We start from the raw sequence: 21,059 nt of genomic DNA, 5'->3' as shown, positions 1-21,059 counted from the left end.
AGGAATACAATGACTACAGATACAGCAGAAATAAAATTGACTCCTAAGGATTTTACAACCGATCAAGAAGTAAGGTGGTGTCCAGGTTGTGGAGACTATTCCATTTTAAAGCAAGTACAAAGTATATTGCCTGAAACTGGAGTAAATAAGGAGGATATCGTTTTTATATCAGGGATAGGTTGCTCTTCCCGTTTTCCATATTACATGGATACATTTGGAATGCATTCTATACACGGACGAGCTACAGCAGTGGCTAGTGGATTAAAAATTGCCAGGCCAGAGTTGAGTGTGTGGGTAATCACCGGAGATGGAGACTCCTTGTCTATAGGAGGGAACCACTTAATTCATACCATTCGTCGAAATTTTAATATGAATATATTACTGTTCAACAATGAAATATATGGTTTAACCAAAGGACAGTATTCGCCGACTTCGCCTGAAGGAAAGGTAACAAAGTCAACCCCAATGGGTTCTTTAGATCATCCTTTTAATCCAATGGCACTTTGCCTTGGTGCTGATGCTACTTTTATAGCAAGAGCGATGGATAGAGATGTGAAACATTTGCGTGAAGTGTTGGTTCGTGCCAATGATCATATTGGGACTTCTTTGTTGGAAATTTACCAAAATTGTAATGTTTTCAACGATGGAGCATTTGAAATCTATACCGATAAAGGAAGTAAAAAGGAAGAAGCATTATTTTTAGAGGAAGGTCAACCCCTGGTTTTCGGAAATGATGACAATAAGGGGATACTTTTAGATAACGGAACTCCTAAAGTGGTTAGATTAGATGATGGAATGTATACTAAGGAAGACCTTTGGATTCACGATTCTAGTGATAAACACAAAGCCTACTTACTAACTACTTTTTTCGATAATCCATCCTTGGAAGGGCATATGCCTCGTCCATTTGGTGTCTTTTATGCGCAAGATCGATTCAGATATGAGGAAGCCATGTACCAACAGTTGGATTTAGCAGTTGAAAGAAAAGGCGAAGGAAACCTAGATAAGTTGCTACGAGGCGAAAATACGTGGACGGTATCCTAAAATAGGAGGTACCTAACTCCTATTTTAAAGTTAAGGAGATCGTGAAGTACTATTCGTTTTTGAACATGATCCGACTCATTGTAAGTGAAGTCATCTTCTGAAGTACTTAATAAGTTCAGTTTACTAAACTCTAAGGGGATGCCGATGTTAATACCTGTAGAGACGATTATTTTATTCAAGTAAATTCGTTGTTTACCTAGAGTTAGGTTAAGGTTAATCATCGTATAAGGAGAGTCGTTTTGAGGCCTATTTACTAATGTCGTAGATGAAAAAGCCATTGGTTGAGTTAGTTCGATAACTTTATAGTTTAACCCTATACCTAGATAATACCCATAGGGCGCTATACTTTCAGAGTAACTCCTTAACTCAAAACCATAGGAGGCGACTTTGAGGTCTCCAAAAAGCTTACTATTGTCGTAGTAATTATTATTCAAGTCAAAAAATACGACTTCCTCATCGTAATCTTTCAGTGTGGAATACGTTTGGTAGTGCAATAGTATTGACGCATGTCGATTAGTAGCGTACTCAGCGGTTACACCGAACTGTGTATTAAATTTAAAAAACCCTTTATTTCCGTTATTATTGGGGTTTAATATGGCCGGACTTAATTGAAAGTTGCCGCCTATACTTAGTCTTTTACCTAAATATCCGGGTGCTTTTTGGCCGTATCCAAAAATCGATATTCCTACAAAAAAGACCAATAAAGTAAGCTGTTTTTGAATCATTTGGTATAGTCTTTTTTGCGTTTTATTTGGAAAAAGGTGTCGTATATTTGACTTTGAACTAAGTCATTATTGTCTCTAGTACTCAAGTAATTGTTTTCTTCAATTAATACTTCACTAGTTTCAACATTCACTACAATAGCATAATAATAAGTAGCATAGTCTGGGGTCAATAAGGAAGTAAGATAAAATGGAAGTCCATAAATTGAAAACAGGCTAACAAAAAAGGCTGTGGGGTTAAACTCAGTTTTCAATCTGGCATTGAGCAACCCCATCCACGCAAAATAATTTGTACCATAGCTATCACTCAATGGTTTCATAAATTGATAGTTGTAGGGTATAATCTTGATATAATCATGGTTTGCTCTCTCCTCTAGCCATGTATTGCTAATGGATATTTCATTCAATCGATTTATATCACTTTTGACAGATTTTTTTTTGCCTAGTACTTCAACTTCTAATTCCAAACGTTCAGCATTTTCATACACACTTTCCCTAAAGCTAAGTTGTTTTTTTTCTGACTTTATATATTTGGTTTGGATTTCCTTCCGTTCATCGATTTTAGAATAATAGGGGTCGGCTAATACTATTTTATCTGCATTGAGCGAAACCCCAAACTTGGTTCTCTTCCGTTTTCTAATACTATTTTCTTTGCTGATTTCAAAGTAGCTTTTTTCATCAGAACTGATGTTTTCTACTTCTGCAGTGATGAGTTTGAAAATGGAATCAAATTTTGGTTCAGTAAGAACTTCTGCAAAAACAAACTGATCAAATTGGACTTTTTCCTCTTTCTTCTTTTGCTGTCTTCTAACTTCTCTTGCAAGTTTGGCTTTTTGTCGTTCGCTATAGTTGGTAGTGTCTATATTCGCATATGGGTCCGCCAACATTTCTTCTGCATTTTTTGTCAAAATAGCTTCAATTTCCGACTTGGTAACATAGTAATTGATGCTCTTTTCCTCATCATGAATTAAAGTTCGAAAAGCATCCAGCATTATTTTCTCGATAAAAGGATTAGAGGGGTTGGTAGTGTGTAATCGATACAAGTAATCTACGGCAATAGCTGCTAATTCTTCATCATTTAAGCGATTTAGAAGATATAAAAGCTGCTGAAACTCTCCTTGTTCTTTTGAATACTTTCGCAATACACTCAGTTGATTTTTATTGCTTTTATAACGCGCTAGGCCATACAATAAATAACCCAAATTGGTTTTTAAGAAAAGGTTGTCGGGATAGTCTTGTTGTAGCAAATAATTGTGGTATATCGCCATTCCATAATCCCTATCGGAAGTAAAATTGTTCAATACTTCAAATCGACAAATTTCTCTGACATGATTGAAGGATGATTCAGAAACAATAAAAAAGGCGGTATTACTACTGTCAGTTACTAATTCTTTTAATTGTTCTTTTCTCTTTCTAATGTTGGGGTGAGTACTTTCGCTGTCATCATAATCCTCTTCAGAATCAATTGTTTGAATAGTGTCTAGTCGATAAGAGTTTGGAAAGCTGTATAAAGAATGAGTTAAAAACGAATAGTCAAAGGCGATGTCTTCGAACGGGTAAGATCCGTATTTGAGAACTTCCATTGCTGATATCGCAGCTGCAGGATTGTATGGAGATTTGGTAAACAAATGAAACCCTTTATTGTCGGCCTCTAACTCTAAATCTTTTGAATAGTTGCTTCTTGATAGCAGTTTTTCTTTAATGCTTTGCCCCTTATACTTGCCTTTTTCCTTCTTTATTTTAGAAGTCTCAATGTATCCATTCAAGATATGGTTTTCTTGATAATGAATAATTTCGTGTGATAGTATGAAGGCTAGTTCTGCTTCATTATTTAATTTGGAAATCAATCCTAAACTTAAAAAAATAGCGCCTCTCTCTGTGGTGAAGGCATTTATATAACTTGATTTTACGATGTAAAAGTTTAGTTTACTTCTTAAGGCAGGATTATTCTTTAATAGTTCATCTGCAACTTTATTGACGTACTTTCCAATTGTATCATTAAATAAAACATCTCCGCTCAGAAGGAGCTCATCAATGGCAAAAGTGCTTTGCAATACCAATTCTTCTTTGGTTTTGCGCATTTTTCTTGCATCTTTTTTGAAGGATTCCTTCCGAAGTTCATATTTTTCGGCAGATAATTTTTTGAGTTCTAAAGGCACTTCCCCTTCAGAGCGTAATGGAGTGTAGTTGTTCTTGAATTCTTGACCATTAGAGATAAAGAAGCTAAAAAGAAGAAAAGTAAGTAGTGCTGAAGAGTTTAGCTTCATAGTATATAATTAGGATGTATATTTCCCAACAAGAGGCATTAATCTACCCATACCAAAAGCCTTAGACGAAATTCTTAAGATTGGAGGGGCTTGAAAACGCTTGTATTCGTTAAGATTAACAAGTCTAATTATTTTTTTTGTAATTTCTGGGTCAAACCCTAATTCTATGATATGGTTTGTTCCTTTAGTTCCTTCCAAGTAATGCCTTAAAATTTGATCCAAGAGTTCGTATTCAGGCAGGGAGTCTGTGTCTTTTTGATCAGGGCGCAGTTCGGCTGATGGCGGTTTAATAATCGTGTTTATGGGAATAATTTCTTGGTCTCTATTGATGTATCGTGCTAATTCAAATACTTCTGTTTTGTAAACATCTCCAATTACCGAAAGCCCACCGCACATGTCGCCGTATAGTGTGCCATAGCCTACAGCCATTTCACTTTTGTTAGAAGTGTTCAAAAGGATGTTTCCAAATTTATTAGAATAAGCCATCAATAATGTTCCCCTAATTCTAGCTTGTAGGTTCTCCTCAGTTACATCTTCTTTTTTACCTAAAAAAGGGTTTGCTAATTCATGTTGAAATGCATTAAAGATGGATTTGATAGGTATAATTTCATAGGGAGATCCTAAATTCTCACATAGCGCTATAGCATCATTGATAGAATGCTCTGAGGAAAACTCAGAAGGCATTAGGATGCTCATTACATTTTCGCTACCTAATGCTTCAGCTGCTATGGCTAAGGTTACTGCAGAGTCAATACCTCCGCTGAGCCCAATTACTGCTTTAGAAAAATTCGACTTTTTGAAGTAATCTCTTATTCCAAGAATTAAAGCTTGGTGTATCCGTTCCATTTTAGAAAGAGGAGAACGCGCTTTTTCAATTGCATTTTTTTGGGAGTCAAAAAAACGTGTTTCTTCTGAGAAGTAGCTCATTTCTCCCAATGATTGATTGTTAGGAAGAATGGCTCTTGAGCCACCGTCGAAAATTAATTCTGTTTGAGCTCCGATATGGTTGACGTAATATATTGGTAACTGATATTTGTTGGCGTTCCAATTGAGTACTTGTTCTCTTTTTTCTCGTTGTGTAACTGAAAATGGAGAGGCCGCAATATTGATGATGAAATCGGCTTTTTTTAAATCTAATTGTTCGGTTGGAGAAAGGTCATATTTCATATCACCATCTATATTCCAAAGATCTTCACAGATGGTAATGGCAAACGTTTCATTCTTGTAAGTTACCAATTGGAAAGACTTTCCTGCTTGAAAATATCGATTTTCATCAAATACATCGTATGTAGGCAATAAAGCTTTGTGATGGATGCTTTGAATAACGCCTTCGGCTAAAAAATAGGCCGAATTATGCAGTGGTTTTCCTCGTTCTAAAATACTTCGACTGGGCGCGCCCACGATGGCAGCTATATCTTTGCAATGTTCAGCTATTCGGAGGATAGACTCTTTAGAAGTGTCAATGAAGTCATCAAACTCTAATAAATCTTTTGGAGGGTAACCACATATTGCCAATTCCGCAAAAACAATCAGGTCTACCTGGTCTTTTTTTGCGGACTGAATGGCTTCAATTATCTTTTGAGTATTGGCTTCAAAGTTTCCAATGTGATAATTGAGTTGTGCGAGAGCTATCTTCATGAAATAAAGTCAGTTGTTGACTAGAGTGGATGTGTTTTATTTAGAATATGATACCAATGTTTAAACCCAAGTAATTTGAAATTGCTTTCAGTTCATCAGGATCTAAAGTAGGATCTATTTTAACTCCATTTTCATCTTTGTTCGCATCTTTCATAAAATCTTTTCCATCTTTATTGAAAAGGTTAGTCACACCGTTATTGAAAGTAAGGCCCAAAACAACTGAGGTGTTTCCTGATATGTTGTATTCAGCTCCTAAACCCATTATGATAGAGCCTCTGAAAATACTAATCTTATCACTGTATCGCTCATCTGTTATTTTACTTCCAAGTATGGAGAATTCAGCTTCTGAATCATAGTTAATTCCTACACCAACACCAAATTGTCCATAATAGGTGATATATCCAATTTGATTTGTTTTCAATTTTAAACTTAATGGAACTTCTACATATTTTACTTTGTATTCGGCTTTGGTAGAAATATCTTTCATGTTTAATTTTCCTCCCGTAGTAACAGATTCAACTCCTGTAGAAAACGAGTACCTCTCTGATATGTTAAAATCTGCAATTACGCCGTAGTTAAATCCTAAAATAGAGCCGTCTGCATCTACATTCTTACTGTCGGGTTTTAACCATGAAATGTTAGGGGTGCCTCTAAATCCAAGTTGAAAACTAGACTGAGCCATGCTCATTAGACTAAATAAAATACTAAAAGATAATAGCGTAATCTTTTTCATAATTTTGCGGTTTAAGATTGGTGAACAAATTAATCAATTACAATATTAATGGCTTTTTGTTTAAAAACAGTAACAAACAAACCTCTTTCTTTCCTTTTACTTGTTTTTACTCTAGTAGGGTGTGAAGATAAAGTGAAAAGAATTGATACTTCTGCGATTTCAACAGATCAATCCATGCGTCGGTTCGATGTTGCCTTGTTTGAAACTGGTAGAGATGGCTTTAATGCAAATGAAGTTAATTTGTTAAGGGATGAATTTCCGCAATTCTTTCCACTCTTTACCCAGCAAATTATGCGCTTGTCTGGGCCTAACGATAGTCTTACTGCAATCAATTTAACCGAGTTTGTGCAAGATAAAAATGTAAGGGAATTGTATGACTCTACGCAGCAGGTATTCGCCGAGACTCAAGAATTGGAACAACAATTAATCGAAGGATTTAAATACTATAAACATTACTTCCCAGATCAGTTGACACCAGAATTAATCACCTTCATTTCAGGGTTCAATTATGCATTAGTGGCTGATGATAGTTTATTGGCTGTAGGGCTAGATATGTATTTAGGTGCTAACTCTACCTATTATCCGCAGTTAGGTATGCCACAATATCGCTTTCGAAATATGTATCCCGATCAAATTGTGGTTGATGCAATGTATTCTTGGTTAACTACGGAATATGAAGCGCCTAATGGAGATAACCTGTTAAAGCAAATGGTTTACTATGGAAAAGTGCATTATGTACTCAATCAATTGTTGCCAGACATGGGGTTGCATCAAAGTTTTGGCTACACTCCAGAACAGTTGGATTGGTGCTTAGAAAATGAAGATCAGATTTGGGCATTTATAGTGGAGCAAGAATTATTGTATTCTAATGAAAATCTAGAAGTAAGAAAGTTCATTGGTGAAGGGCCATTTACAGCCGGTTTTCCTGAACAAGCTCCGGCAAAATTAGGTCATTTTATAGGATGGCAGATGGTAAAAAAGTACATGAAGCAGAAGCCCGAACTTACTTTAGTTCAACTAATGGAAGACGGTGATGCCCAAGAATTATTAAATCAATCAAAGTATAAACCGAAAAGATAAGAAATGGCGATAAAAACACGTTCAGAGATTAAGTTTAACATCGGGATGGATGAAAATAATGTTCCTGAAGAAATCAATTGGTCTGCTGAAGGGTCAGAGCGAGCAGAAGGACATGAAGCAAAGGCAATGATGATTGCATTGTATGACGAAAAGGAAGAGAATACCTTACGAATAGATTTGTGGAAGAAGGATTTGATGGTGGAAGAAATGATGAAATTTACTTGTCAGAACATCATTACGTTAGCAGATGCATTTGCACGAGCTACAGGTGAAGATGCTTATGCAGATGAAATTCGAGAATTTGGGAAGTCAATCGCAATCAAAATGGGTGTTCTAGGGCCTAAAAAATAATTATTCTGACTTCCCATTGAAAATGGAGAACATAAATTATAATTTAGCAAATTAATCATTCAACTGCAGAATGTCCAAGGAAGAGAAAAAAGTAGCACGAAAAAGTATTCGAACATCTTATATATCAACGATAATTAGTATTTCGCTAGTGTTGTTTATGTTGGGCTTGTTAGGACTTATTATTTTGAATGCGCAGAAACTTTCTAACCATGTGAAAGAAAACATAGGTTTTTCTATCTTTTTACATGAGAATACAACGGTAGAGCAAGCAGCTAAGATTCAAGAAACACTTAATAAACAAGCCTACGTTAAGCGAACAAAGTTTATCAATAAGGAAGAAGCAGCGAAACTTTTGCAACAAGATTTGGGAGAAGATTTTGTGCAGTTTTTAGGATACAATCCTTTGCTAGCAAGTATAGATGTAAATATGAATGCTGCTTATGCACACCCTGATAGTATTGGATGGATTGAGGCTAGTTTGGCTCGAAATCCACAAATTTTAGAGGTGTCCTATCAGAAAGACTTAATTTCTGCAGTTAATTCTAATGTTCGTAAAATTGGAGCAATTTTGTTAGGATTTAGTCTTTTGTTATTGATTGTGGTCATTGCTTTAATCAACAATACCATTCGTTTAGCGATTTATTCTAAACGATTTTTAATTAAAACCATGCAGCTGGTAGGAGCTACCGGAGGTTTTATTCGACGACCTTTTGTATGGCGCGGTATTGTGAATGGTTTTGTAAGCGCCTTAATTGCAATCGCATTATTATCAGGAGTAATTTATTCAGTTGCTCAAAACATGCCTGACATTTTAGATATCGCTGACCTCGAGTTGTACGGTATTCTTGGTGCAGGCGTTATTGTTTTAGGAGTTTTGATTTCTTGGATTTCTACTTCTTTAGCAGTTCGAAAATTTTTAAGAATTCAAAGCACAGATTTATACTAAGAGTTATGGAAAATAAGCAAGATGAATTTGCATTTGGCAAAAAGAATTATCAATTATTAATTGCTGCAACAGCAATAATTATTCTTGGATATTTTTTAATGTCTGGTGGTGGAGCTGAGAACCCCAACGAATTTCACTATGATGAAATTTTTAGTCCAATAAGAATTACAGTAGCTCCTATTTTAGTTTTGGGAGGTTTTGTATTGGGTATTTTTGCTATAATGAAGAAAGCGGATTAATTCCATAAGTCATTTCCATGAGTTTTTTAGAAGCTATAATCCTTGGAATTATTCAAGGATTAACCGAGTTTTTACCTGTAAGTAGTAGTGGCCATATTGAAATTGGTAAAGCTATTTTAGATGTACAAGTATCAGATCCATTGTTATTTTCTATTGTCGTGCATGGAGCTACCGCTCTGAGTACAATAGTTGTTTTTAGAAAAACTATAGGGAGTTTATTAGCAGGTCTATTCAAATTTAAATGGAATGATGAAACTCAATATTTATTCAAGATTGCCTTGTCAATGATTCCAGTTGGAGTAGTAGGAGTGCTATTCGAAGAGCAAATTGAAGAATTGTTTGATGGGAATGTATTTTTTGTTGGCCTTATGTTGCTTTTAACAGGGGTGTTATTATACTTTACTACTTTAGCCAAAGAGAAGCATGGTAAAGTAACCTTCAAAAATGCATTTGTAGTAGGATTGGTCCAAGCTATCGCAATATTGCCTGGAATTTCGAGGTCAGGCTCTACCATTGCGGCTTCCTTAATGTTGGGAATCAATAAAGAAAAGGCGGCTCAATTTTCATTTTTAATGGTATTGCCACCTATCTTAGGAACAGTATTGTTGAAAGTGATAAAGTTTATGGAATTAAGTGGAACTGAAGCTTCCGTTGATGCAGTTGCTTTAGAGCCTATTTCAGGCATGGTGCTAGTTGTAGGGTTTATTTCAGCATTTGTTTCAGGTCTATTTGCTTGTCAGTGGATGATAAAAATTGTAAAAAGAAGCAAATTACAATATTTCGCTTTTTATTGTTTTGCAGTTGGTGCTATCGCTTGTATTTATACTTTTATTGGAGCCTAATCAATGGAGAATCCATACGTAGAAGGTCGAGTTATTTTAATTGATAAGCCACTGACATGGACTTCTTTTAATGCGGTACAAAAAGTAAAATACGCACTTCGAAAGAAGTTTTCATTAAAGAAAATAAAGGTAGGACATGCAGGAACGCTTGATCCTCTTGCAACTGGACTACTTGTTATTTGTACAGGAAAAAAGACTAAGATTATAGAATCTATTCAGGAGCAGAGAAAAGAGTACACAGGTGTTATCACTTTAGGTGCTACAACCCCCTCTTACGATTTAGAAACTGATATCGATGAGCGATTTGAATTGGACCATATCACTGGAGCAATGATAGAAGAAGTCGCTCAATCATTTGTAGGAGAAATGCATCAAATGCCGCCTGATTTTTCAGCTAAAAAGGTGGATGGTAAGCGTGCTTATGATTTAGCTAGAAAAGGAGAGAAACCGGCATTAAAAACAAAGCTCATTACGATTTATTCGTTTCATGTAGACCATTCTTCCTTTCCAGAAATTAATTTTAGAATTGAATGCAGTAAAGGAACCTACATACGCTCTATAGCCTATGATTTTGGTAAAGCACTTCAAAGTGGCGGACATTTAACAGAATTACGCCGGACAAAGATTGGAGATTATAGTGTTAAAGACGCAATAGATGTAGAGGAATTTTACGATTCCTTGGAAGCCATATAATATAGAGTGGATTTAAGTTTTAATTATTAACTTTGCGCTCGCTAAAATTGACTCCATAATTAAATACGATACACATGAAATTATCTAAGTTCAAGTTTGATTTACCTGAAGAATTGTTGGCAGAGCACCCTGCAGAAAATAGAGATGAGTCTCGATTGATGGTAGTACATAGAGATACAGGTGAAATTGAGCATCGATTATTTAAAGATGTTATCGATTATTTTGATGAAGGTGATGTGTTCATCATGAACGATACAAAAGTATTCCCTGCTCGCTTATATGGAAATAAAGAAAAGACTGGTGCGAAAATCGAAGTTTTCTTATTAAGAGAATTAAATAGAGAAAGTTTATTGTGGGATGTGTTAGTTGATCCTGCACGTAAGATTAGAATCGGTAATAAGTTATATTTCGGTGATGATGACTTAGTGGCTGAAGTGATAGATAATACTACTTCTAGAGGTCGAACTTTAAGATTCTTGTTTGATGGGTCTCACGAAGAATTTAAAGCAATAGTTGAAAGATTGGGAGAGACACCACTTCCAAAATACATCCAAAGACCTGTTGAGCCAGAGGATGAGGAGCGTTATCAAACAGTATATGCTAAGAAAGAGGGTGCAGTAGCAGCACCAACTGCAGGAATGCACTTTTCAAAGAATCTCTTGAAAAAAATGGAGATCAAAGGGATTGACTTTGCTTATGTTACATTGCACGTGGGCTTAGGTACTTTTCGATCCGTGGAGGTAGAAGATTTGACAAAACATAAGATGGATTCTGAAGAAGCTGAGGTGACTGAAGAGGCAGCTGAAATTGTTAATAATGCAAAGCGACAAAAAAAGAAAATTGTTGCAGTAGGAACTACAAGTATGCGATCTATTGAAACATCAGTTTCAACTGACGGTTTTATGAAAGCACATAAAGGATGGACTAATAAATTTATCTTCCCTCCTTATGATTTTAGTATAGCAGATGCTATGATTACAAACTTTCATACACCTGAATCCACATTGTTAATGATGACTGCTGCTTTTGGAGGTTATGATTTGATTATGAAAGCCTACAAAGAAGCAATCAAAGAAAAATATAGATTCTACAGTTATGGTGATGCGATGTTGATTTTATAATCAATGAAGCGTTTTGCAATAATAGTTGCTGGGGGCAAAGGGAATCGGATGAAATCTGAGATCCCAAAGCAGTTTATTGAAATTGGAGGTAAACCAATTTTGATGCACGCCATCGAGCAATTTTATAAAGCAGATTCCAACATAGAAATTATTCTTGTGCTCCCCAAGGAGCAAATACAATATTGGCAGGAACTTCAAACCAAACATGGTTTTGAAGTTCCTGTTTTAGTTTCAGAAGGCGGTACCTCCAGATTTTATTCGGTAAAGAATGGTTTAGAAAAAGTGACTAGCACTGGCGTTGTTGCTATCCATGATGGGGTTCGTCCCTTTGTTGCTACTTCTACTATTATGAAGGGCTTTGAGGTCGCTGAAAAGGAGAAAACGGCCATTCCTACAGTAAATCTAGTTGATTCCATTAGGCGCGTTGATGAAAAAGTAAATAGAGCTTTAAATCGTGCCGATTATCGTTTGGTTCAAACCCCACAGGTATTCGACATAGCTTTATTAAAAACGGCATATCAGCAGTCATTTTCTGACACATTCACCGATGATGCTTCTGTAATAGAAGCAATGGGACACTCTGTTACTTTATTTGAAGGGAATTCAGAAAACTTTAAAATTACAACCCCCTTTGATTTGAAAGTCGCAGAGATGATGGTTGGTGGTTATTGAGATTAGCTTGAGATTGCCTGACTTAACCACTCAATGCGTTCCAACCTTATTAATATCTTTAAACTAATTTTGTTGCTCCTATAACGTTTGCAACTTTGCACTTGATTGCGTTCGAAGTTTTTATGGAGGAGTCATAAGAAATTTGAATGGGTTTCGGCAACGTTGCCACAATCATTGTCTTCACTAGAAAAGGTGATTGTAAGTCAACACCTCTATTCCAATTTCTTTTTATTTTCAGCACTGAAGCATCTGATATTTTTATTGTGGGTTATCTATTTTGGATATCAAAATATAAGATTAAATTTAGTTTTTTGTGAAATCATGTCAGAATCGTTGAATAAAAGTCAATTAAGACAATATGCTTATTATGCATTGCTCGATCACTTCATAGGTCGTAAAAAGGGGAAATCTTTGACTATAAAGAGTCGAAAGAAATTTTATGATAATCTCTTTAATGATTTGAAAAGGAATGGAGAGCAGCAATTAATACCTATAGATCGAAGGAAAGATTTAAGTGATGCAGAGTTTAAGGAAAAATACTTAAAAAGAGGGATCCCTGTTGTTTTTGAAGGAGCTGCTAAAGAATGGGATTGTGTAAAAAAATGGAGTTTTGATTACTTCAAATCACTACATGGTACTGATGAAATTGTGATGGCCGATCAGTATAAAATAGAAAATCCCTACGAAAAATTGACTTTGGGCAAACTCATTGATGAAATCAATCAAGGTAGTGGGAAATATTACCGCTTTTATCCATTGTTAAAAAGACACCCAGAGCATCTATTGGATTTTGATTACGAATGGTTGAGAAGTAAGAAAAATAGGTTTTCTTTTTTAGAGGCTTTTCAAGTTTTTATGGGTGGCGATAAAACGATTACTCCAATGCATAGTGCTAACCTACCTAACCTTTTTACGCAAGTGGTAGGGGAAAAAAAGTGGGTACTTTATCATCCCAACGACACAGCCATAATCGACCCTGATCCAGTAAAAGGAATTTATCGAAGCGCACCTTTCAAAAAGAAAGAAGGGCCTTTTAATCCTTTTAAACCTGACTACTCACCACCATATAGTTTGTTTAACTATACAAGCGGGTATTCAGTGCATTTAAAACCCGGGGATGTTTTATGGAATCCTCCTTATTACTGGCATGCAGTAGAAAATGTGGGAATGTCAATAGGGGTTGGATACCGATGGTGCGCTCCACTTTATTGTTATCAACTAGCTCCTTTGTATGCTTTTTTGGATACTATGGTAGTGAATCCGCCGATATGGAAGTCTTTAAAATTTGTACAGAAGGATGCCAATTTAATTCATTTATTAGAAGGTGGAATGTTAAAAGAATACCTTGCAAACCAAAAGGCTTAAATCTGAAGTATGGATATAAACATTAAAATTACTTCGGCGCAACTTAGAAAGTACGCCCAGTATCAAATTTTAGATCATTTTTTGGGGAGAAAGAGAGCCTATAGCATGACCTTAAAGAATAGAAGGAAGTTTTATGTTCAATTAGAAAGTAGTCTCAAAGAACAGGGGCCAGGTGAAATAATTCCTGTAGAAAGACGGACTAATTTAAGTTTAGAAGAATTTCAGCGTGAGTATGTGGATGGGATGAAGCCTGTAATTTTAGAAGGTGCTGCTAAGGAATGGAACTGTGTGAAGGAATGGAGTCTGGATTATTTTAAAAAGCTACACGGAGAAGACGTTATAGTTATGGCCGACCAGTTAAAAATGGAAAACCCCTATGAGGTAATGACTTTGGCTGATTTAATTGATGGTATTCATAAAGGAACGGGAAAGTATTATCGTTTTTATCCATTATTGGACAAGCATCCTGAGCATATCCTTGATTTTGATTATAAGTGGTTGCGAGAGCGTAGAAATAGAGGAACTCTATTCGAAGCATTTCAAGTATTTATGGGAGGAGATAATACAATAACTCCCATTCACAATGCCAATCAGTGTAATTTGTTTACCCAAGTGTACGGTGAGAAGAAATGGATGCTGTATCATCCAAAACATACCCCAATTGTAGATCCAAATCCAGTTCGGAATGTTTATAGAGATGGTCCCGCTAAAACTGAATCAGGCCCATTTGATCCCTTCAATCCAGACTTTTCCGGACCTTATAAATTGTTTCAATATATTGATGGTTATAGTGTGCATCTAAAACCGGGAGATGTATTATGGAATCCTCCATTTTATTGGCATTCGGTAAAGAATGTTGGTAATTCTATCGGTGTTGGCTACAGATGGTTACCACCTGCATATTGCTTTAAAAGTTCTAAATTGTATACATTTCTGGATGCTTTTGCCACAAACCCTCCTATATGGAAGGCGTATAAGCTCTATAAACAAGATATAAATCTTATCCATATGGCTGAGCATGGACAATTAGATGATTATATCCAAAAAAGAAAGAAAAGCTAACTATTAAAGTGGTTTAGATTTTAATTGATTCACAAAATTTCGAATATTCTGATTGTTCGGTTGCAATGATAGGTACTTTTCAAACCATAAAATTGCATTTGGGAAATCATTTTTTATGTAGTACACATTCGCTTGGTTTAAAATTAACGATAACTCGGAAGGATATTTTTCTAGAGCTTTTGTATTAATCAATAGCGCCTCATCTTTTCTATCTGAATAGATTAACAATTTAATTAGTGGTTCATAACATGCGATGTAAGAGGGTTTGATCTCAATAGCCCTTCTAAATTGTTGAATGGCCTCTGAAGTGTCTTTTTGTGCCATTGAAACCCAACCTAGGTGATAGTGGGGGTCTGCATAGTTAGAATCTATTTGAATGGCTCTATTGTAAACTATTTTTGCTTTATTATAATTTAATAATGCTCTAAAATACAAGCTACCTAAATCAGTGAGGTTGTATTTGTCTTCAAATATACTTACCGATTTTTCGAGATGCGATATGGCCTTTTTCCCTAAACTTACTTTTAGTTGGTCAGAACTTAGTTTTGGAATTTTATTAATATACACTTTGCCAATCAGAGCTTGTAAGGTAGCACTATTGGGTTCTTTTATAACATCAGCAGCAAATAAAGTTTCGTCGCTTTTCCATTCTTTATTTCTAGCCTGAATAGTAAAAAAGGAAAAGGTAGCATATAATAGTAATAAAGACATGCTAATTAACTGTGGTTTCTCAACTTTTTTAAATTTAGAAAGTAGTTCGATTATACCAAAAGGAATAAATATGCTTAGACCAATTGTAGCTACTGTAGCGAATCGTTCAGCAACTATTCCAACTAAAGGAATAAGCCAATTTACAAAAGGAAGTAAGCCTCCGAACATCACTATTATTCCAAATGACACAGGACTTTTACGTTTAAAATTTTTTAATGCGATATATGTTAGGGTAATAAAAATTAGAATTGTTGCTATGGAAGCTAGGTTATAACCTTTAATGGGAATGGTATGGTATCCATAGTAGGAAACTAAATGGTTAGTAAACAGCATTTTCTTAAAGTAAAACCATAAAGTGTTTAAACTAAAACTTATACGGTCAATTTCAATAGAAGGGTCGAAAAGTGGATTTTCAATACCTGTATAAATTCGAACGGTTTCGTCTACTTTAGTAATTTTTCGCATAACGCGTATGGCTATGGGAGCCAAAAAGATAAGTCCAGAAAAGCCGATAAGATATTTTGCTTTTATTTTCGATTGAAAGTAAATTGCGGTAGGAATAATTCCTAAAAAAATAAGTCCCGTTTTCTTACTTAAGATTCCCAAAATGAGGAAGATTATCGCAGGGATTATGAGTGAAGTTTTTTTGTGAGTTTGCAAGAAAAGATAAGTAGAGGATAAACAAAACAGCAACATCAATAATTCATCTCTTGATTTTACGTTGTTTACAATTTCTGTATGTATAGGGAGGATGGTAAAGAAAAAGACACAAGTTAAAGTGGTGCCAAATTTTACATTTGGAAACGTGGACCCAATCATCAAAAGAAAAATACAACAAGAGCTGAAGTAGACTAAAACGTTGATCAAATGACTTATGGTTGAATTAATTCCAAATAGCTCATTTTCTATGGCAAAGCTTAGTGTAGTTATGGGTCGATAACCATAACTATAAGCGGATTGAGAAAAGGTATTTTCTGTAAAGATGGACTTAATGTTTGAAAGCCCATTTGTAGCATTTTTATTGGCAGTATAGGCGTAGTTGTCATCCAGATTATAACCGTTTTGAAGGGTGTTACCATAAAAAACAAAACAAGTAATTAACAAAATTAAAAAAGACCAGCGTTTACTTGAAGTTTCAACGAGCCCGTTTTCTGTAGATAGTAGCTTTTGGAAATTCATTTTTCTAAATTAGAAAAAGAAATCTTTTCTTTGAATGAATTATTTTGAATACTATGAATTATACTTTAGAAGAACTGCGGTCAATTCCTATCTTTTTTATTGTTGGTAAAGGAAGAAGCGGAACCACCTTGCTCAGCACAATCCTTGATAGTCACCCAAATGTAGCTTCGGCAACTGAGTCTAGATTTCTTTTGTTAGTGTGGCAGAGGTACAAAAACTTAAATGAATGGAAGCCTGAACTTGCAGAAGAGCTTTTTGACACCGTAATGCAGGATTATAGAGTTAAGTTTTTGTGGGAGTTTCATAAGGAAGCGCTTATTTCACAGTTGAAACAATTACCAGCTGAAACTAAAGTCCAAGACTTAATTAAGGTAATTTATATCTACAGAAATTCAAGTTTTCAAAAGGGAAAGATAAAATTTATAGTAGATAAAAATCCTCGATATACACTGTTTATTGAAAGGCTAGGTCAAATCTTTCAAGATGGAAAGTTCATACGAATTATTAGAGATCCTCGAGATAATATTACCTCACATGTAAAATTTACGCGTAAGAAAGTAGGATTGTTATCCAACAAATGGTTGGAGTATAATTTGCATTATGATAAATGTGAATCAAAAGAGAAAAGTCGATACATAACATTGAAGTTTGAAGATTTGGTGATTGATAAACACACTTTCTTTAGAAAATTCGAAGATTTTACTGGTATTGATTCTCTTGCTGAATTGGAAGAGAAAAGGTTGGGTTTTAAAGAAAAGTTTGAGGAAAAATTTAGCGAGTCACTAAAAGAACAACATCAATCTTCTGTAAAACCATTAGATCCAAAAAAGATTGGACATTATAAAGTAAAGTTAAGTGAGGCACAAGTTAGAACTATTGAATCAGTTAGTTTTCCATATGCTGAGCGGTATGGATATGTGATTGATCTACCTCAAAGAAAAGTGACAATCAATGAGAAGTTAGCTTATTCTTTGGGTTATGGTTTTCACAGGTATGGAAATACTTTTTTGTATAACCTCCCATATAAATCAATTGTTTGGCTTAGGTCTTTTCTCATTCAAAATGTTTTTGTGAATAAGAAAAGTAAACTAGATAAAGTAATTAAAGAAAATGCCTGAGATACACTTTGTAGTAGGTATTTGGAGATCCGGAACTACCATGTTGCGGGAAGTGTTAGATATGAGTGCCGAGGTAAAAAGTTATCCTGAGCATTTTGTTTTATTAAATCATCTCTCAAAGGCCTTTCAATTTGATGAGCAGAGCAAACAAGAAATGCTCCAGTCTATTCTTTCTAATCAAGATTTTTTACACTTTGCGAAGCCAGATGTTAATCGATTGGAATCTCTTTTTTTAGCAGCAAATAACTTTGAAGATGCCATTAAAGCAACCTATGAAAGTTGTTTAGAAGATCACGAGAGACCATCAATTCTAATTGATAAAAATCCAATATACAGTTATTATCTACCACAGATAATGTCACTTTTCCCTGATTCTAAGTTTATTTGGATGGTTCGAGAGCCAAAAGATAACTGTATATCCAGAGCTAAACATAAGATTCAGCATTTTGCCGATTATAGTTATTTGGCTAGTTGGTGGAATCATACCAATGAATTGATTGCGAAACAAGCAAATCAATACCCTGATCGATTTTTATTGGTACATTATGATGCTATGTGTGAGCAACCAGTAGAGTATACACAGCTAATTTGTGACTTCTTAGGAGTTTCATTTGAGTCGGAGATGCTTAATTTTAGGAAGAATAAGGACCAGAAAATAAATGCCTATTTGTCCTCTTTGCAGGCAAGAGACGGAAAGTTAGATCCTGCTTATTTAAAACAAAAATATGCGATGTGGGAGAACTTACAAAAACCCATCAATACATCTAAAATGAAACAGTGGGAAAAGGAATTAACAAGCGCCCAAATTGCATCCATTGATAGATTGAGCCAAGCATATTACAAGAGTTTAGTAGAGGGAAAGTTTAAGGTGTCTCCAAAAAAGTCTTTGGTTTGGAGCTTATTAGTTCGCCTTAGCCTTGGTAAGTTAAAGTGGGATATTAGACGAAATGTAAAACATTAGGGCCAAAATAATCGATTAATTCTCAAAATCGTTCGAGCTATAAACCGAATGCTGCTCCAAAGTATCTTTTTCGTCCATACTGGATAGTTTCTGACTCCTGGTTTACTTTGAGTAATGGCCTGCCATGCTAATCCATTCAATACTTTGCCACAAATTTCAGTTTTAAATGCAATGAATTCAGGGCGAATGACATCAATTAATAAGACTAATCTTTTTTGGTTAGTGAGGTTTTGCGCATAGTGATTTTGTGCATCATTGAACAAAATCACCTTACCTTCTTCCCATGCTCTTGTTTCTCCATTCACTGTAAAGGCACATAATGGAAGCCCTGATGGGACTACAATAGGTAGGTGGACACGAATTATAGCATTGGTGTCGCCATTGTGAGGTTTTATTTTACTATTAGGATCCAATTCAGAGATAGAAAAGGAAACAATACCTGGAATTTGTTTGGCTATTTTCCATGTTTCTATGAATGAGCTGTGATGTTTTTTGAAAAAGTAACCCCAGAAAAGTAGGCCTTCTGTTTTCCAACTATTGGATCGGCTCAGTAAACTTTTATTGAAATAGGGCTTTAATTCATTGTTTTGAACAAAGGCCAATGCCTCTCTTTTGATGATTTCAAAATTATCTTCTAATAGCTTTGCCCATTCAAAGTCTTCCTTATTATAGAAACTTGGCTCTTCAAGTAGGTAAGGTTTTAAAGTATAGGAATACCAAATATTACTCCTGTTCATCGGTTCTACTTTTGATAGAAAACTGCGGATATTGATTCAATAATCTGTTTTGACGATAGATGTACTGGGCAATGACTCCCAAAGCCATTAGTATTAAAGAGGCTGAGAATAAAATGGATACAGCAATAGATGTAAATCCAAGTTGTGCCTTGAAAAATAGCTTTTTAACAATGTAAAAGATTCCAACTCCAAAAGAGATAAAACTACCAACGATTCCGACTTTAGTTAAAAGTTGTGCTGGAAAAGAAGAGTAGGTAAACATGATGTTAAAGAATAGTCCAAATAAATTAGAGAATCTATACGTTGACTTTTTAGTTGCCTGATTAAAGTTGATGGGCACAAATAGTACGTTTTTGGTATACCAAGCTAAGACTTCATCTATAAAAACAAACGGCGTTTTATGCTTTCCAAGCTGAGAATAAATTTGCTTTCGAATCAATCGGAAAGCTGATCCTTCTCCGTAACCTTCAGAAAAATTTCGAGTAGCACGTTTAAATTCTTTACTAATTCGTTTACGAATTATGTTTTTTTCTTGATTTTCAGGAATGCCAAATACTACATCTGCTTTTTGTCGATTCAAAGCATTAATCAATCCTTCAATTTCTTCAACAGGATGCTCAAAGTCATCATCCATCGTTAATAGAAGTTCACCTTTAGCTTCTATGATTCCAGCTAAAGTTGCACTATGTTGCCCAGAATTTTTATGTAATGTAAGGCCTATTATGTTGTTATATTCAATTGCTTTTGATTCTATTATTTCGTAACTACTGTCATTGCTGCAATCGTCAACAAGAATCAATTCCCAATTTAATGTTTTTAAAAAGGAGTCTGTTTCTAATTGGTCTATAAGTTTCCCAATGCTACTTTCTGCTTGATAAACAGGAATTACGATGCTTAGATCTTTTAATTTCATGGGAAGGCTCTCTTTAAAATCCTGTTGTAAATAGCTTGTTGGGAAGGAGGGATTAATTCGACAATACTCCTGGCATAAGGTTCCTCGTCAGCATTAAAAAAGATGTCATCCTCTGTTAATGGTTCACTGATATTGAAATCGTCAAACTTTAAAAGTTCAATTTTTTTGCGGTATTGAGTATAATCCTCCCTGGTTTGCTCCATCCATACGACTTCTTTATTTTCATGAATCCTTTCAGCTATTTTATACCCCATGAATTCATTGTAAGCAATGGCTTGTTTGTTGGACTTCAGTACTTGAGCATAATTTTTTTCAAACGCATTGATAAAAAAGTTCCAATCATTTAAAATAATGGAAGCTGTAATTGAAATTTCATAATTTCTATCTTCGTTCCAGATAAATATTCCCCCTTCAGAAGTCTTATTTACAAAATCAATGTTTTTACCATTGATAAGACCTATCGCAGAGTCATTTTTATAGATAAGAAAGTAATAGTGATTGACTGTTCTAATTTCTTTGAACCATTCGAGCTGTTGTTCTCTAGTGATTTGTTGCCGATGAATCATTTTATTTTTAATGATATCAGTATTTCGGTATTGACGAATCAGTTCTAAATCCTCTCGCTCTACTTCTTTTAATTCCAGACCGTATTTTTTAATTTTCAT

General features: G+C 35.0%; 21 protein-coding genes. 13 read left to right on the top strand and 8 right to left on the bottom strand.

What is annotated here, in order from left to right; translation table 11 throughout:
- The first annotated feature begins 9 nt into the window (after positions 1–9).
- A complete protein-coding gene (locus GQN54_RS00755; RefSeq protein WP_160630985.1) occupies positions 10–1,044 on the top strand; it encodes a 2-oxoacid:ferredoxin oxidoreductase subunit beta in 1,035 nt (344 codons plus the stop codon).
- Here the strand turns inward: GQN54_RS00755 and GQN54_RS00750 are convergent.
- The 4 genes from GQN54_RS00750 to GQN54_RS00735 are packed head-to-tail and all read right to left on the bottom strand — an operon-like array spanning position 1,041 to position 6,404.
- Entirely contained in the window at positions 1,041–1,769 is a 729-nt protein-coding gene (locus GQN54_RS00750) for a hypothetical protein (protein ID WP_160630982.1), read from the bottom strand. The two genes, GQN54_RS00755 and GQN54_RS00750, sit on opposite strands and share 4 nt — an antisense overlap.
- Entirely contained in the window at positions 1,766–4,033 is a 2,268-nt protein-coding gene (locus tag GQN54_RS00745) for a M48 family metallopeptidase (RefSeq protein WP_160630980.1), read from the bottom strand. Before GQN54_RS00745 ends, GQN54_RS00750 begins: the two co-directional genes overlap by 4 nt.
- Before the next feature lie 9 nt (positions 4,034–4,042).
- Positions 4,043–5,671, bottom strand: coding sequence for an NAD+ synthase (locus GQN54_RS00740; RefSeq protein ID WP_160630978.1), 1,629 nt, complete (start codon positions 5,669–5,671; stop codon positions 4,043–4,045).
- A 40-nt stretch (positions 5,672–5,711) separates the two neighbouring features.
- Entirely contained in the window at positions 5,712–6,404 is a 693-nt protein-coding gene (locus tag GQN54_RS00735; RefSeq protein WP_160630976.1) for a porin family protein, read from the bottom strand.
- Between the two features lie 48 nt (positions 6,405–6,452).
- On the opposite strand from GQN54_RS00735, the gene gldB reads away from it, so the two are divergent.
- From gldB to GQN54_RS00685, 10 genes are all read left to right on the top strand, one after another.
- The gene (gene gldB, locus GQN54_RS00730; protein ID WP_160630975.1) at positions 6,453–7,484 is read left to right on the top strand and encodes a gliding motility lipoprotein GldB; all 1,032 of its coding nucleotides are present in this window, start codon (positions 6,453–6,455) and stop codon (positions 7,482–7,484) included.
- A 3-nt stretch (positions 7,485–7,487) separates the two neighbouring features.
- The gene (gene gldC / locus GQN54_RS00725; RefSeq protein ID WP_160630973.1) at positions 7,488–7,835 is read left to right on the top strand and encodes a gliding motility protein GldC; all 348 of its coding nucleotides are present in this window, start codon (positions 7,488–7,490) and stop codon (positions 7,833–7,835) included.
- Between the two features lie 70 nt (positions 7,836–7,905).
- Positions 7,906–8,781, top strand: a complete 876-nt coding sequence (locus GQN54_RS00720; protein WP_160630971.1) for a cell division protein FtsX — start codon at positions 7,906–7,908, stop codon at positions 8,779–8,781.
- 5 nt (positions 8,782–8,786) lie between these two features.
- Positions 8,787–9,020, top strand: coding sequence for a DUF3098 domain-containing protein (locus GQN54_RS00715; protein WP_160630969.1), 234 nt, complete (start codon positions 8,787–8,789; stop codon positions 9,018–9,020).
- Between the two features lie 17 nt (positions 9,021–9,037).
- Positions 9,038–9,862, top strand: a complete 825-nt coding sequence (locus GQN54_RS00710; RefSeq protein WP_160630967.1) for an undecaprenyl-diphosphate phosphatase — start codon at positions 9,038–9,040, stop codon at positions 9,860–9,862.
- Positions 9,863–9,865: 3 nt separating this feature from the next.
- Positions 9,866–10,555, top strand: a complete 690-nt coding sequence (gene truB / locus GQN54_RS00705) for a tRNA pseudouridine(55) synthase TruB (protein ID WP_160630965.1) — start codon at positions 9,866–9,868, stop codon at positions 10,553–10,555.
- 74 nt (positions 10,556–10,629) lie between these two features.
- Positions 10,630–11,676, top strand: coding sequence for a tRNA preQ1(34) S-adenosylmethionine ribosyltransferase-isomerase QueA (queA, locus tag GQN54_RS00700; RefSeq protein WP_160630962.1), 1,047 nt, complete (start codon positions 10,630–10,632; stop codon positions 11,674–11,676).
- A gap of 3 nt (positions 11,677–11,679) precedes the next feature.
- Complete coding sequence (locus GQN54_RS00695; RefSeq protein ID WP_160630960.1) at positions 11,680–12,348, top strand: 2-C-methyl-D-erythritol 4-phosphate cytidylyltransferase; 669 nt, start codon at positions 11,680–11,682, stop codon at positions 12,346–12,348.
- Positions 12,349–12,669: 321 nt separating this feature from the next.
- Positions 12,670–13,713 (top strand): cupin-like domain-containing protein, encoded by a 1,044-nt coding sequence (locus tag GQN54_RS00690; RefSeq protein ID WP_160630958.1) that lies wholly within the window; start codon positions 12,670–12,672, stop codon positions 13,711–13,713.
- A gap of 9 nt (positions 13,714–13,722) precedes the next feature.
- Positions 13,723–14,775, top strand: a complete 1,053-nt coding sequence (locus GQN54_RS00685; protein ID WP_160630956.1) for a cupin-like domain-containing protein — start codon at positions 13,723–13,725, stop codon at positions 14,773–14,775.
- Between the two features lie 3 nt (positions 14,776–14,778).
- Here the strand turns inward: GQN54_RS00685 and GQN54_RS00680 are convergent, their stop codons facing one another.
- Positions 14,779–16,665, bottom strand: coding sequence for a tetratricopeptide repeat protein (locus GQN54_RS00680; RefSeq protein ID WP_160630954.1), 1,887 nt, complete (start codon positions 16,663–16,665; stop codon positions 14,779–14,781).
- A 53-nt stretch (positions 16,666–16,718) separates the two neighbouring features.
- Here GQN54_RS00680 and GQN54_RS00675 point away from each other — a divergent pair, with 53 nt between their 5' ends.
- Positions 16,719–17,783: a sulfotransferase family protein gene (locus GQN54_RS00675; RefSeq protein ID WP_160630952.1), complete on the top strand. Its 1,065-nt coding sequence runs from the start codon at positions 16,719–16,721 to the stop codon at positions 17,781–17,783.
- A complete protein-coding gene (locus GQN54_RS00670; protein WP_160630950.1) occupies positions 17,776–18,744 on the top strand; it encodes a sulfotransferase family protein in 969 nt (322 codons plus the stop codon). Before GQN54_RS00675 ends, GQN54_RS00670 begins: the two co-directional genes overlap by 8 nt.
- Here the strand turns inward: GQN54_RS00670 and GQN54_RS00665 are convergent.
- From GQN54_RS00665 to GQN54_RS00655, 3 genes are read right to left on the bottom strand one after another with little or no spacing between them, the layout of a single operon-like run.
- Entirely contained in the window at positions 18,741–19,481 is a 741-nt protein-coding gene (locus GQN54_RS00665; RefSeq protein WP_160630948.1) for an aspartyl/asparaginyl beta-hydroxylase domain-containing protein, read from the bottom strand. The two genes, GQN54_RS00670 and GQN54_RS00665, sit on opposite strands and share 4 nt — an antisense overlap.
- On the bottom strand, positions 19,468–20,394 hold the full coding sequence (locus tag GQN54_RS00660) for a glycosyltransferase (protein WP_160630946.1): 927 nt from the start codon (positions 20,392–20,394) through the stop codon (positions 19,468–19,470). Before GQN54_RS00660 ends, GQN54_RS00665 begins: the two co-directional genes overlap by 14 nt.
- Complete coding sequence (locus GQN54_RS00655; protein ID WP_160630944.1) at positions 20,391–21,059, bottom strand: GNAT family N-acetyltransferase; 669 nt, start codon at positions 21,057–21,059, stop codon at positions 20,391–20,393. Before GQN54_RS00655 ends, GQN54_RS00660 begins: the two co-directional genes overlap by 4 nt.

The sequence above is a fragment of the Acidiluteibacter ferrifornacis genome (genome assembly GCF_009909615.1).
GTDB classification, from domain to species: Bacteria; Bacteroidota; Bacteroidia; order Flavobacteriales_E; family Vicingaceae; genus Acidiluteibacter; species Acidiluteibacter ferrifornacis.
The sequence above is the reverse complement of the archived record's forward strand: the minus strand, read 5'-3'. Positions and strand labels throughout refer to the sequence as shown.